This window comes from Nitrosovibrio sp. Nv6 (assembly GCF_900110495.1).
Lineage (GTDB): Bacteria > Pseudomonadota > Gammaproteobacteria > Burkholderiales > Nitrosomonadaceae > Nitrosospira.
This window is the reverse complement of sequence record NZ_FODX01000008.1, coordinates 16,102-29,806: the sequence shown is the minus strand read 5'-3', so window position 1 is coordinate 29,806 and position 13,705 is coordinate 16,102. Positions and strand designations below refer to the sequence as shown.

Here is a 13,705-nt window from a genome sequence, read left to right as displayed (position 1 = left end):
TTTGCGGTTCCTTCCGTTTTGCCACTTTTAGACTTGGAAAGTGGATTGAAACAAGGGCTGCAATGCTCCCACGCGAACGCTAGAAATTGATACGGGAGCTGATTGCCTCGTATACCTTTGTACTGAATGCTGCCGCCTGATGAATGATTTCCCGTTCTGCTTGTACTTTAATCTTTCCGGTTTTTGCCAACTCCTCCCCTATTCTATAAGCGTTATCCCATGCGGCATTACATATGGGATCGCCGAAAATATTTTTCTTTTGCGCGATATGGGCGGCTAATCCGCTTAGAAATTTATCGTTGGTTCCGGAAAAATAACCGCCTATATTGCATAGCTTATAATCCTCTTCAGCTGCAACACCGGGGCTTGAAAAGGCAATGAAAAACATAAGTAAAAACCACTTCATTCTCATGATCGCACCTGAATAATGTTGAGTTCCGTTGCAGCCAATGCACTATCGGAATCGGGATCGGAATCAGTACAACAGCCAGAAGTATGTTATTTCCGGCTCAACTGAGTTGTCGGACAAAGCGTTTCCCTTGCTCGGGGACGTCTCTGGATGTCGCGTGCCGTAATGTCGGCCGGAAACATGCTTCATTATAGTACGCAATTCAGCGGGTAATCTTGCGTCGGGCGTGTTGTAAGGACAAGAATAGGAACGCATTAGTATCGTAAGTATCGGCGGCATCAGCAATGCTGGCTTGCGCTCATTGGAAGTAACGACTTTTGCCAAGGGTAGCAGAAGGTCGTACGCCTGTGCTGCCAGCTACAAGCATCGCTATGGTTCAGACGAGTTTGGTTGTATTCCACCCTGAGAGGGCGGAACAGGCACCGGATACAAGGGAAATAAATCAGTTACAGCCGGGAGATCGTTATTTGATGTGGACCAGGTTGTTTTTTTATTGCTATATTTAGAATGACTGAGTTAAGAAGACATTTTTGAATCCACAACCGCCTGTTTCAGCTCAAACCTGATATGGCCTACCAGACTTGATGTGAAAATCTCTCATTCCTTTCTATCCGCCAAACCCTATGTCGCCCCAACCTGGTTGCGGGGCGGACATGCACAAACGATTTATCCTTATCTGCTTGCCCGCCCTGCGATCCCGTATCGCCGTGAACGATGGGAACTTGACGATGGAGATTTCATCGATATCGATTGGCTGGATAATGCCCCGGATGCACCGCTGGTGGTGCTGTTTCACGGACTCGAGGGAGGCTCATGCAGTCACTATGTAGTAAGCATGATGTCCCTGCTGAGGGAATTGGGCTGGCGGGGAGCGGTAGTGCATTTTCGCGGCTGTTCCGGAACGCCTAACCGGCTGCCGCGCGCGTATCACGCCGGGGATTCCGCAGAGATCGATTGGGTGCTTCAGCGACTGGGCCGAGAAAATAAACGGCGGGGTTTCAACGTGCCGCTTTACGCAGTTGGGGTATCACTGGGGGGTAACGCATTGCTGAAATGTCTCGGTGAGCGAGGCAGGCAGGCCTGTCAACTGCTCGATGGCGCTGTAACGGTTTCCGTGCCCCTGGATTTGGCGGCAGCGGGAAAGGCATTGGGTTCTGGCTTCAATCTGCTTTACACACGTCATTTTCTCGATACGCTGAAGCGCAAGGCGCTGGGAAAACTTGATCTTTTCCCAGGATTGTTCGATTGTGCAGCGGTAGCCGCATGCACAACGCTATATGAGTTCGATAATCTGGTAACCGCGCCGCTACACGGCTTTCGCGATACGGAAGATTACTGGAAGCAATCCAGCAGCAAACCGTGGCTCAAGCATATCGAAGTGCCCACTCTCGTCATCAATGCTCTCAATGACCCTTTCATGCCAGCCCTGGCACTGCCTGGACCGGCGGATGTTTCTTCCGCGGTCATTCTGGAATTTCCGGAACAAGGAGGGCATGTGGGATTTCTGAATTCACCGTTTCCCGGCAGACTGACATGGCTACCGGAAAGAATTGTCGGTTTTTTCGGCGAGCTAGGGGGTCGAGCTGCGCCGGAATCCACAGACGCACTGCATACCCTCCAAGCCTCCTGAGATAGAGCAGCCGCTTCTCGGAGCCGCCTTACGATGTTGCTATACATAACATAACGCTTTTTTGTGAGTGCAATCCGGGTAGGCGCGGGATGGGCCGAGGAGGCTTCGCCGCTTCCAATTGGTGGTAAAATCGGACAGTCGTTAAAGCCGAATGGAGTTTGAGCCGATAGGCTCACGAATTGGAATTGGTCTGATTCCAACGAAATATTGAATTCCCCCCACCTCGCGTCAATCTTGCAACAAACATGCCCACGTCGCCAACTTTTGTTCATCTTCGCCTGCATAGCGAGTATTCCATCGTAGACGGCATCGTGCGTGTCGACGAGGCGGTGGCAAAAGCGGTGGCAGATGGGATGCCGGCGCTGGCGCTGACTGATCTTTCCAATCTGTTCGGGCTGGTCAAGTTTTATCAGGAGGCGAGAGAGAAGGGCATAAAGCCGATTATCGGCTGCGATGTCTGGATCAGTAACGAGACTGATCGAGACAAGCCCGCGCGCATCCTGCTGCTATGTCAGTCGTATCCGGGCTATCTGTTGTTGTGCCGGCTGCTATCCCGCGCCTACCGCGAAAATCAGTACCGTGGACGAGCGGAGATCAGAAAGGCGTGGTTAAAAGAACGGGAAGTTGGAACAGAAGGCCTGATTGCCCTGTCTGGCGCGAATCTCGGCGATATCGGCCTGGCGCTGATGCAAAACGACCTGACTCAGGCGAATATGCTCGCGCAAGAGTGGGGGCACCTGTTCCCTGGGCGTTTTTATATTGAAGTGCAGCGGGCAGGACACGCCAATACTGAGACTCTCGTTCAGCGGGCGTTGATGCTGGCTTCGACCCTGCGGTTACCCGTGGTTGCCACACAACCCGTGCAGTTTCTCAATCCAGAAGACTACCGCGCACACGAGGCGCGGGTATGCATCGCGGAAGGTTATGTACTTGGCGATCGCCGCCGCCCGAAGAACTGCACTGAGGAGCAATATTTCAAAACCCAGGCCGAAATGGAGGCATTATTCGCCGACATACCCTCGGCGCTTGCAAATACCATGGAACTCTCCAAGCGCTGCAATCTTGCGCTGGAATTAGGCGTCAATCGTCTGCCATTATTTCCCACTCCCAATAATGAGAGTCTGGAGCGCTATCTACGCGATCAGGCGGAGGCGGGTCTGGAAACGCGGATGAATGTGCTCTTTCCCGATCCCCTCCAGAGAAACGCCGAAATACCAAAGTATCGCGCCCGGCTGGATTTCGAGGCGGATATCATCGTGCAAATGGGGTTTGCCGGGTATTTTCTGATCGTCGCCGATTTTATCAATTGGGCCAAACACAACGGTGTGCCCGTGGGACCGGGCCGGGGCTCGGGCGCCGGTTCTCTCGTTGCTTATTCGCTGGGTATTACCGATCTCGATCCGCTTCGTTACGATCTGCTCTTCGAGCGCTTTCTCAATCCGGAGCGCGTTTCCATGCCTGACTTCGATATCGATTTCTGTCAGGACGGACGCGAGCATGTTATCGAATACGTGAAGCAGAAGTATGGCGCCGAGAGTGTTTCGCAAATTGCGACTTTCGGCACCATGGCGGCGAAAGCCGTGGTCCGCGACGTGGGCCGGGTGCTGGATTTACCTTATAACTTTGTCGACCAGTTGGCGAAGCTGGTGCCCTTTGAGCTGGGCATGACGTTGAAAAAGGCGCGTGAGGAGGAGCCGCAACTGAACGAGCGCGCCCAAGCGGAAGAAGAGGTGCGCAATCTGCTCGAACTGGCGGAACGGCTTGAAGGGCTTACCCGCAACGTTGGCATGCACGCGGGCGGCGTGTTGATTGCGTCAGGAAAGATCACCGATTTTTGCCCCGTCTATTGCACCGACTCGGGCGATTCGGTTGTAAGCCAGCTGGATAAGGATGATGTGGAGAAAATCGGCCTGGTGAAGTTCGACTTCCTGGGATTGCGGACTTTGACCATACTCGACTGGGCCGTGAGATACATCAGGCAGCGTGGACAAAACGGCGAATCCGGCCTGGGACACTCGGACTCCTTTTCACTGGAAAACCTTCCTCTGGATGACCCGGCGACCTATGCGCTATTGCGGCAGGGTAACGCCGTGGGCGTGTTCCAGTTCGAATCGCGCGGCATGAAGGATCTGCTGCAGAAAGCGAAGCCCGACCGTTTTGAAGACATCATCGCATTGGTCGCATTGTACCGTCCGGGACCGATGTCCCTGATTCCCGAGTTTACCGAACGCAAGCACGGCAAACGCGTGGAATACCTTGATCCGCGATTGCAACCCATCCTCGAGCCCACTTATGGTGTGATGGTTTATCAGGAACAGGTGATGCAGATCGCGCAGGTGATAGGTGGGTATAGTCTCGGGAGCGCCGATCTGCTTCGGCGGGCAATGGGTAAGAAAAAGCCTGAGGAAATGGCTTTGCATCGCGATATTTTTGTTACGGGGGCAGTCAAGAACGGCTTGACGGAACCTGACGCCGCCGAACTCTTCGACCTGATGGAGAGATTCGCGGGTTATGGATTCAACAAGTCGCACGCGGCGGCTTATGCCTTGATCGCGTTCCAGACCGCCTACCTGAAAACGCATTACCCGGCTGAATTCATGGCTGCCACCCTGTCTGCGGATATGGATGATACCGACAAGGTACACATATTTTTCGAGGACAGTATCTCCCATGGCCTTAGCATGCCGCCGCCGGACATCAACCTGTCAGGTTATCGCTTTTTTCCAGTAGACGGAAAAACCATACGATATGGCTTGGGTGCGATAAAAGGAACAGGGGAATCTGCGATAGCGGCGATTATCAAGGCACGGGAGAAGGACGGCCCCTATACCGACTTGTTCGATTTCTGTCACCGAGTGGACAAACGCATCGTCAACCGCCGTGTGGTGGAATCGCTCATCCGGGCGGGAGCCTTTGATTCTGTGAACAGCCATCGTGCGGGCCTGCTGGCATCGGTAGGCATTGCATTGGAATCCGCCGAGCAGGCCGGACGTAACATCAAACAGGTGAGTCTTTTTGGTGAATGTGAAAGCGCCATCGAACCCCTGGGCCTGATAAGCGTCCCGCCATGGTCGGAAAAGGAAAAGCTTAAAAATGAAAAGATGGCGCTGGGGTTCTATTTGAGCGGCCATCCGTTCAATGCTTATGCAGAAGAACTGAAACAATTTGTACACACCCGCCTGGACCGGTTGAATCCCCAGCGGGAACCCCAGCTCCTCGCCGGCATCGTCTATGCAGTCCGCATGCAGATGACGCGGCGCGGCAGAATGGGGGTGGTTGTGCTCGATGACGGCAGCACACGGGTAGAACTGGTAGTGTACAGTGAGTTATTCGAGTCTGTCCGCAACTGGCTGAAAGAGGACCAGTTGCTTATCGTGGAAGCCAGAGTGAACAAGGGCGGTGACGACGAGTATGGCGGGGGCCTGCGTATAATCGCCGATCAGCTATATAATCTCGACAGTGCGCGTTCTCGCTACGCAAAACGCATGGAACTCCACTGCAATGGATTATCCAATGCCGCACGATTGAAAGAGTTGCTTGCGCCTCATCGTGGTAATACTCATGCGGGGAATGCCGGTAACGCCAGGGGCGGCAACAACTGGTCCTGCCCGGTGCTGGTGGTTTATCACAACCAGGATGCTGCTTGCAAACTCGAACTGGGTGACGCGTGGCGGGTCAGTCTCGAAGAGAATCTGCTTCTATCCTTGTCGGCACACTTTAACGAGGAAAATGTCAGAATCGTTTACTGATTCGTTTTATTAGTTAAAGCTGATTTACCAGAAAGCCCCGTGGACAAAACCGTCGAAAAGTGCGTGAAAGGGCTTTTGGCGGAATTTGAACTTTGGAAGTGCGTTTCTTGACCGTAAAGATGAGTAGCCCTACTATGTTCTCGCTCTCCCCTCACTTTTTCATCCTCATGGGTAACTGCCCGGAGTAACCGGTAAATAAAAGATAAGGCAAAGAAAATGGAACCCAATACGACAACCATTGCCTCTGGCTTGCAGAAGGTAAAAACCCGCATCAGGGAGGTTGCTGAAAAAGCAGGTCGACAGCCCGAAGCCATCACACTGTTGGCCGCGAGCAAGACCAACCCCGCCGAGCGGCTGCGGGAAGCCTTTGTCGCCGGGCAAACTATTTTCGGTGAGAATTATCTTCAGGAAGCGTTGGTGAAAATCGCTGCGCTCGCTGATTTGCCGATTGAATGGCATTTTATCGGCCCCATACAGAGCAACAAAACCAAACGCATAGCCGAGAATTTTGCCTGGGTGCACGGTGTAGACCGAAAAAAAATAGCCGACCGTTTGTCGAAGGACAGGCCGGAATCATTGCCTCCCCTCCAGGTATGCTTGCAGGTAAACGTAAGCGGGGAGGATAGCAAGAGCGGGGTGGCACCCGAGGAGGTTGCCGATCTGGCGGCACATGTCGTCCAATTGCCGAGGTTGAAGCTGAGAGGCGTAATGGCCATTCCCGAGCTTACGAAAGCCACTGCGCTGCAGCGCAGCCAGTTCCAGATGTTGAGAGAAGCCTACGACCGGTTAAGGCAGGCCGGCCATGACCTTGACACGATCTCCATGGGTATGTCCGAGGATTTGGATATTGCCATCGAAGAGGGTGCTACCATGGTCCGTGTGGGCACGGCAATTTTTGGACCTAGACTGTACCCTATCCCTGAGGAGCTTGCGGCCCGTCAAGGGAATCTTTGAATCCCTGATACCTCTCCCAGGGTTCAGGGGTTCCCGAGGGAAAGATACTTTTCGTACAACTCCTCTTTTGTCTCGACAATGTCCGGATCGAGGATGATGCAATCCACGGGACATACTTCCACGCATTGCGACTCTTCGTGATGTCCTACGCATTCAGTGCACAGGCGAGGATCTATTACATAGAACTCTTCCCCCTGCGAGATGGCATCGTTTGGGCATTCCGGCTGACACACGTCGCAATTGATACATTCATCAGTGATGATTAAAGCCATATCAACCTCAACAATTACGTTCTGATTCTGATCCGAAGCTGCTCGGCAATCAGGGGATGCACGAATTTATCCACGCTTCCCCCCAGCAGCGCGATTTCCCGCACAATGGTAGCCGAAACAAACATGTATTGCTCCGAGGGCGTCAGGAACATGGTTTCGACACCGGGATACAGGCTGCGGTTCATCCCCGCCATCTGAAATTCGTATTCGAAATCGGACACGGCCCGAAGTCCGCGCAGGATGACTCGCGCGTTTTGCCGTTGCGCGAATTCCATCAATAAACCCGAGAACGCCGTTACCTCGACGTTGCGGCAATCGGCCAGCACCTCGCGCCCCATTTTGACCCGCTCGTCCTGAGTAAAGAAGGGTTTTTTTCCACTGCTCACAGCCACCGCTACCACTACCTGATCGAATAGTCCCGACGCACGCCGAACCAGATCCTCATGACCACGTGTGATGGGGTCGAACGTACCGGGATAGATCGCTTTATCCATCTTTCTTGGATCTTAATAATTGATAATGCACGTTGCCTGCCTGTCCCTTTCGCCATGCCAGCCACTCGGCTTCGGGCGCATAAAAAGTGTCATTCTCCAGATAGACCACTCCTCCTTGCGCAAGATGCAGATGCAGCCTCGATAGTAGTTTCGGCAATAGACCCAGCCGATAGGGCGGGTCAAGGAAAATCACATCGAACCGGTTTTGATCGGAATCAATAAATTTCAACGCATCCATTGCCACGAGATCGACTTGCTCTGCCCCGAGTTTACGCAGGTTGGCTTTTAGCGCCTTTAACACGTGCGGGCTGGATTCGACCATTACCACACGCTCCGCTCCGCGTGATGCAGCCTCTATGCCCATCGCCCCGCTGCCGGCAAACAGATCAAGACAGCGCTTGCCGCTCAAATCCTGTCCCAGCCAGTTGAATACCGTCTCCCGGACCCGATCGGGCGTCGGCCGAAGGTCTGCGTCAGCTGGAAAAGTCAGCACGCGACTGCGCCATTCGCCGCCTATGATGCGGACTCTATTCATCGTGCGCGTGATGGAAAAATGAAAGAACGGGTAGGCCGGTACGCAACCGTCGTCCTGGAGCCTGGCTATTCTATTTTTTGTTCTCGGCGCCTACCACAACCGCCACCATCCCCGCCGGGTCTATACGCCGCCGAAAAGCTTCCGAGATCTGGGAAACAGTTACTTTTGCCACTGCCTTCACGTAATCGTCCAGGTAGGTAAGGGGCAGATTGTAAAAACCGATCATCGCCAGATAACCGATGATTTTCCTGTTGCTGTCTATGCGCAACGGGAAACTACCGATGATGTTTTGCTTGGCTGCCCCCAGCTCCTCTTCCGTTGGTCCGCCGGCAACGAAATCGGCCAGAATTTTGCGAGTCAGCGCGAGCGCTTCTTCGGACTGCTCTTTTTGGGTTTGCAGGCCGATTTCGAACGGTCCCTGCTCCCTGAGAGGCGAAAAATGGCTGTGAACGCTGTAAGCCAATCCACGTTTCCGGCGGATTTCTTCCATCAGGCGCGAGGTGAATCCACCTCCGCCAAGTATGTGATTGCCGACCAGCAGCGGAAAATAGTCGGGGTCGTCGCGGCGGAGTCCCGGATAGGCGAGCTGGATATGGCTTTGCGTAGCGGGATGGGAGATTCTGTTGGTATCTGCGACCGGCGGCGTCACCTCCGGTAAGTTATACACAGGCTTTTCCTGCACTAAGTCCTTCGTCAGCGATTCAGCGATAGCGGCTGCTTCTACCCGGCTCACATCTCCCATGATAGATACCACCGCATCCGCGGCGGAATAGCGGGACCGGTGTAAATCCACCAGATCCTGGCGTTGCAGCGCGCTTACGCTGTCAATCTCTCCCGAGCCGCGTAATCCATATGGATGGTTGCCATAGAGCATTTTCATCAGCGTGCGGTCGGCAATATTGGCCGGTTTGGTATCGGCTTCCCTCAACCCGGCGACTACCCGCGCCTTCTCCCGCTCCAGCACATTTATATCGAACGCCGGATGCTGTACGACTCTACCAAGTATATCCAGCGCCTGACTACGCTCGCGCGCGCTGCTCAAAGTGCGTAACGTAAGCCCCGCGCGATCCTCATCGAAGTGAGCGCCGAGCTGAGCCCCGACATCGGCTAATGCCTTGGAGATCTGGTCCTCGGTGAGACCGCCCGCACCGAGACTCGACAGATATAGCGTCATGCCGGCCCGGCCGGATTTCTCCCGTGTGTCGGTGCTGCTGCCGGCGCTGAAATCCACGCTGACATCGAGTATCGGCAGCTCGCGGCTTTCGACGAAATAGACTCGCGCGCCTGATGAGGCCTGCCAATGCTGGATTGGCAGAGTAGCAAACGCCCATTGGGAGTAAACGCCCACGAGCAGGAAAAACAGGCAGCGCATCACATGCATCGGAACCTCTCTGATATCGCTCAATGCCGCAACCCGGCAGGTGCGGCGGCTGGGGCTTTCTGCTCCAGCGGTTGCGGGTCGAGTACTGCAACGGTCAGACTTTCATCCCTCAAATATTTTTTTGCCACGTCGCGGATCTGTTCGGCGGTAACAGCTTGCAGTTTTTTCAGTATCGTAGCCTCGTCACGATATGACAACCCGATACTTTCAAGCTGCCCGATCTGCATTGCCTGAAAAGACATCGAGTCGAGCTGAAAGACGTGGCTAGCCACGACCTGGGCCTTGACACGCGCGAGTTCCTCGGCGGTTACGCCGTCGCGCACGAGTTTTTCAATCTCGGCGCGCAACGCGGCTTCCAGTTCAGAAGCCGTTTTACCTTCACTGGGTGTTCCGTCGAGATAAAACATACCGGGGCCGCGCGCCGTGGAATCGTAGCTTGCGCCAGCCGAACTTGCAATGCGCTGCTCGCGCACCAGCTCCTTGTTGAGCCGCGCCGACTCGTTGCCATCCAGTACCCCGGCCAGCATTTCCAATGCGTAAGGCTCCCAATCAGTATCGGGGTTGCGCAATGCCGGTGCGTGATAAGCCATGGCGAGGTAGGGTAATCGCGCCGGTGCTTTTACTGTTATCCGTTTGGTGCCGAGCTGGTTTGGTTCAGCCTGCGGCTTGCGTTTATCCAGCGGCAGCACTTTCCCCGACTTGATATGGCCATAATACTTTCGCGCGAGAACAAAGACCTGCTGCGGGTTTACGTCGCCCACCACGACCAGCACGGCATTATTGGGCACATACCATCGGTCATACCATGCCTGCGCATCGTGGACAGTCATGTTTTCCAGGTCGTTCATCCAGCCTACTACGGGATGCCTGTACGGGTGCGACTGATAGGCGGTGGCCATCATTTTCTCATGTACCAGCGCCCGCGCTTGATCATCGGTACGCAGTCGCCGTTCTTCCATGACGACTTTGATTTCCTGGGCGAAATCTTCTTCCGTCAGCACCAGGTTGCGCATCCGGTCGGACTCCAGCTCCATTGCCAGCGGCAGCCTGGACTTATGCAATTGCTGGTAATAGGCGGTATAGTCACGACTGGTAAAAGCATTTTCACGTCCCCCCGCTGCCGCGATGCGTCTGGAAAACTCGGCGCCTGGAACTTTCTCCGTGCCCTTGAACATCATATGCTCCAGTACGTGGGCTACGCCTGTCACGCCGTTTACCTCATCAATACTTCCCGCCTTGTACCAGATTTGCGAGATCACTACAGGGGAGCGATGATCTTCCTTGACGATCAGTTTCAGGCCATTGCCGAGCGTATACTCATGCGTATTGGCAAATGCGCCCGCTGAGAAAGCCAGCGAAACCAGTATCATCGCGGCCGCTCGCACGACAGATGAAAGAGCGATGGCACGACGACAAGACGTCATCGGGGATCCGCCAGTTGGTTCTCCATTTTTCAATTCGACACTATGCCCCACAACTCCCCCCACAAAGACCCTTTGCATCACCTGATCTTCACCTGTTATTGTTGGCCGGCTACCGCTGCCGGATTGGGGTCATTCTTAATACCCCAAACCTTGGTAAACAGCATAAAATCGGGAATAATTTCTGCTCGATTTCCGGTCTGAATTTCGATTAATGTAACAGCCTACCAGAATGCCAGGTTTCTTCAAATCCAAAAATAGCTCTGACGCCGCCGGCCCTTCGTCTGCCGCAAGCGCGAATTGGGCGGCAAGAGTTAGACAGGGACTCTCCCGCACCAGGGATAACTTCGGTAAACGCCTGTCCGGTTTATTCGGCGGAGGCAAGATAGATGAAGACCTCTACGAAGAACTGGAAACCATACTGCTCACGGCCGACACAGGCGTAAATGCAACCGCGTGGCTGCTTGATGAACTGCGCAGGCACGTCAAACGCCATGGTCTGACGGAAGCGGCGCAACTCAAGGACGCCTTGCAGGAGGCTCTGGTTGCACTGCTCGAGCCGCTGGCGCAACCCCTCGAGACAGAAAAAAACAAACCCCTCATCATTATGCTGACCGGGGTGAACGGGGCGGGAAAAACCACTTCTATCGGTAAGCTCGCGCATCATTTTCAGTTACAGGGAAAAACCGTGCTGCTCGCCGCCGGCGATACTTTTCGTGCAGCCGCTCGCGAACAACTCTTGGCCTGGGGCGAGCGTAACAATGTCTCGGTCATCGCCCATGAGGGTAACGGGCAGCAGAAAGGGGACCCGGCAGCAGTCATATTCGACGCAATCAACGCGGCGAAAGCACGTGGCATAGACATCGTGCTTGCGGACACGGCAGGGCGGCTTGCCACGCAGCTGCACCTGATGGAGGAAATAAAGAAGGTCAAGCGTGTTATCGCCAAGGCCGAACCCGGTGCGCCGCATGAAACGCTACTGGTGCTGGACGCCAACACGGGCCAGAACGCCCTCAATCAGGTACAGGCTTTCGATGACGCGCTCGGGCTCACGGGCCTCATCGTTACCAAGCTGGACGGCACAGCGAAAGGGGGCGTAATCGCTGCAATCGCCAGGCAACGCCAGCAAAAGCCGCCGTTGCCAATACGCTTCATCGGCGTGGGCGAAGGCATGGATGACTTGCGGCCGTTCGTCGCGAGGGAATTTGTCGAGGCGTTGTTTGATTGAGACGAGTAGAGCAAGCGTGAAAAATTGGATCGGTATCGCAATCATAGCGTTCAATGATTAGCTTCAGTCAGGTCTACAAGCGTTATCCTAACGGCTACGAAGCGCTCAAGAATGTCAGCTTTACCCTTGAGGCAGGCGAAATGGCCCTGATCAACGGGCATTCGGGGGCGGGGAAAACTACGCTGCTGAGGCTCATTGCCGCCATCGAACGCCCTACCGCCGGCAGCATTATCGTCAACGGGCAGAATGTCAGCACGCTCAAGGATGGGGCAATTCCTTTCCTGCGGCGCAATCTCGGCCTTGTGTTCCAGGATCAGAAGATCCTGTTCGACCGTACTGTTTTTCAGAATGTACTGCTGCCCCTGCAAATAAGCGGCTTCAGTTCCAGGGCGGCCGCCGGGCGAGTTCGCGCCGCGCTCGACAAGGTAGGATTGCTTGACAGGGAGAGCGCGCGGCCCATTACACTCTCGGGCGGCGAGCAGCAGCGCCTGTGTATCGCACGCGCTATCGTAAACAGGCCTTCCATACTCATCGCGGATGAGCCAACCAGTAACCTTGACGCGGATTACGCGCGAGACATCATGGATATGTTCAAGTCGTTTAATCAGGTCGGCGTTACGGTACTGATAGCGACTCATGACGTTGAACTGCTCGGCGGTATGCATCAACGCATGTTTACGCTTAGTCACGGGGAACTGATAGCATGAGCGTCTGGTTTTCGCATCATCTGCATGCTTTTGTGCTGGCGTTCAAACGACTGGCAATCACTCCGCTCGGCAGCCTGCTCAGCATTGCCGTGATTGGCATCGCTTTCAGCCTGCCTGCCGGAATTTATGTGCTGCTGGAAAACCTCCAATCTCTCTCCGGCCAATTTTCCGGAGAGCCTGAGTTGAGCCTGTTCCTGAAGCTGGACGCGCGGGAAAGTGCAGTGGCTGAAATTGAATCGCACTTGGAGCAGCATCCGCACGTGGCAGCGTTCAGGTTCATTTCCAGGGACAGCGCGCTGGAGCAGTTCAAGGAAGGCAGTGGACTCGCGGACGTAATAGATGGGCTTGAAGGGAACCCGCTGCCGGACGCCTTTGTCATCACAGCCAGCGACGTATCACCCGAGACGCTGGAAGCGTTACGTGCGGAGCTAGGGGAGTTGCCCCCGGTCGAACATGCACAGCTTGACTCAGCCTGGGCGAAGCGGCTGGACTCCTTCCTCAGGCTGGGTAGATTGGCGGTGCTCATGCTCGGCGGCCTGCTTAGCTTCTCGCTGGTAGCGGTGGCGTTCAATACGATACGTCTGCAAATTCTGACCATGCGGGACGAAATAGAGGTAGCGAAACTGATCGGCGCGACCAAAGGTTTTATCCGCCGTCCTTTTCTGTATTTTGGCGCGATGCAGGGCATGGTTGGAGGGGCTGCGGCCTGGCTCATCATTTCTTTGGGAATTCACCTGACTGATGAGCAACTGAGGGGTCTGATGGCGCTATACGACGCGAATTTTCGCCTCTATCATCTTTCCCTCGAAGACAGCCTGACCCTGTTATTGTTCTCGGCGTGGCTCGGCTGGGCTGGCGCATGGCTATCGGTAACCAATCATCTCTGGCGAATAGAACCACGATAATTCATGAGCTTAAGACGTTT

At 54.6% G+C, this 13,705-nt stretch carries 12 protein-coding genes; 6 read left to right on the top strand and 6 right to left on the bottom strand.

From position 1 onward, the window contains the following. Positions 1–79: 79 nt before the first annotated feature. On the bottom strand, positions 80–412 hold the full coding sequence (locus tag BMX66_RS13790) for a hypothetical protein (RefSeq protein WP_255398966.1): 333 nt from the start codon (positions 410–412) through the stop codon (positions 80–82). Positions 413–995: 583 nt separating this feature from the next. Here BMX66_RS13790 and BMX66_RS13785 point away from each other — a divergent pair. From BMX66_RS13785 to BMX66_RS13775, 3 genes are all read left to right on the top strand, one after another. Then, positions 996–2,039, top strand: a complete 1,044-nt coding sequence (locus BMX66_RS13785; RefSeq protein ID WP_090883179.1) for a YheT family hydrolase — start codon at positions 996–998, stop codon at positions 2,037–2,039. A 245-nt stretch (positions 2,040–2,284) separates the two neighbouring features. Then, positions 2,285–5,788 (top strand): DNA polymerase III subunit alpha, encoded by a 3,504-nt coding sequence (dnaE, locus tag BMX66_RS13780; RefSeq protein WP_090883177.1) that lies wholly within the window; start codon positions 2,285–2,287, stop codon positions 5,786–5,788. Between the two features lie 216 nt (positions 5,789–6,004). Continuing rightward, positions 6,005–6,742, top strand: a complete 738-nt coding sequence (locus BMX66_RS13775; RefSeq protein WP_090883175.1) for a YggS family pyridoxal phosphate-dependent enzyme — start codon at positions 6,005–6,007, stop codon at positions 6,740–6,742. Positions 6,743–6,765: 23 nt separating this feature from the next. Here the strand turns inward: BMX66_RS13775 and BMX66_RS13770 are convergent, their stop codons facing one another. The 5 genes from BMX66_RS13770 to BMX66_RS13750 all read right to left on the bottom strand — a co-directional run bounded on the left by BMX66_RS13770 (position 6,766) and on the right by BMX66_RS13750 (position 10,848). Further along, positions 6,766–7,014, bottom strand: a complete 249-nt coding sequence (locus BMX66_RS13770) for a YfhL family 4Fe-4S dicluster ferredoxin (RefSeq protein ID WP_090883173.1) — start codon at positions 7,012–7,014, stop codon at positions 6,766–6,768. Between the two features lie 14 nt (positions 7,015–7,028). Further along, entirely contained in the window at positions 7,029–7,508 is a 480-nt protein-coding gene (coaD, locus tag BMX66_RS13765; RefSeq protein ID WP_090883171.1) for a pantetheine-phosphate adenylyltransferase, read from the bottom strand. After that, positions 7,501–8,043, bottom strand: a complete 543-nt coding sequence (gene rsmD, locus BMX66_RS13760) for a 16S rRNA (guanine(966)-N(2))-methyltransferase RsmD (RefSeq protein WP_090883170.1) — start codon at positions 8,041–8,043, stop codon at positions 7,501–7,503. The genes coaD and rsmD overlap by 8 nt, the downstream gene beginning before the upstream one ends. 70 nt (positions 8,044–8,113) lie before the next feature. Then, the gene (locus BMX66_RS13755) at positions 8,114–9,424 is read right to left on the bottom strand and encodes a M16 family metallopeptidase (RefSeq protein WP_090883311.1); all 1,311 of its coding nucleotides are present in this window, start codon (positions 9,422–9,424) and stop codon (positions 8,114–8,116) included. Between the two features lie 20 nt (positions 9,425–9,444). Continuing rightward, positions 9,445–10,848, bottom strand: coding sequence for a M16 family metallopeptidase (locus tag BMX66_RS13750; RefSeq protein ID WP_090883168.1), 1,404 nt, complete (start codon positions 10,846–10,848; stop codon positions 9,445–9,447). Between the two features lie 229 nt (positions 10,849–11,077). Here BMX66_RS13750 and ftsY point away from each other — a divergent pair, with 229 nt between their 5' ends. Genes ftsY through ftsX form a run of 3 tightly spaced genes read left to right on the top strand, consistent with a single transcriptional unit; the run spans position 11,078 to position 13,685 of the window. Beyond that, a complete protein-coding gene (ftsY, locus tag BMX66_RS13745) occupies positions 11,078–12,073 on the top strand; it encodes a signal recognition particle-docking protein FtsY (protein WP_090883166.1) in 996 nt (331 codons plus the stop codon). Positions 12,074–12,126: 53 nt separating this feature from the next. Next, positions 12,127–12,780 carry a cell division ATP-binding protein FtsE gene (gene ftsE / locus BMX66_RS13740; protein WP_090883163.1) on the top strand — a complete coding sequence of 218 codons (654 nt, stop codon included), beginning with the start codon at positions 12,127–12,129 and terminating at the stop codon, positions 12,778–12,780. Beyond that, positions 12,777–13,685, top strand: a complete 909-nt coding sequence (ftsX, locus tag BMX66_RS13735; RefSeq protein WP_090883161.1) for a permease-like cell division protein FtsX — start codon at positions 12,777–12,779, stop codon at positions 13,683–13,685. Before ftsE ends, ftsX begins: the two co-directional genes overlap by 4 nt. Positions 13,686–13,705: the final 20 nt, after the last annotated feature.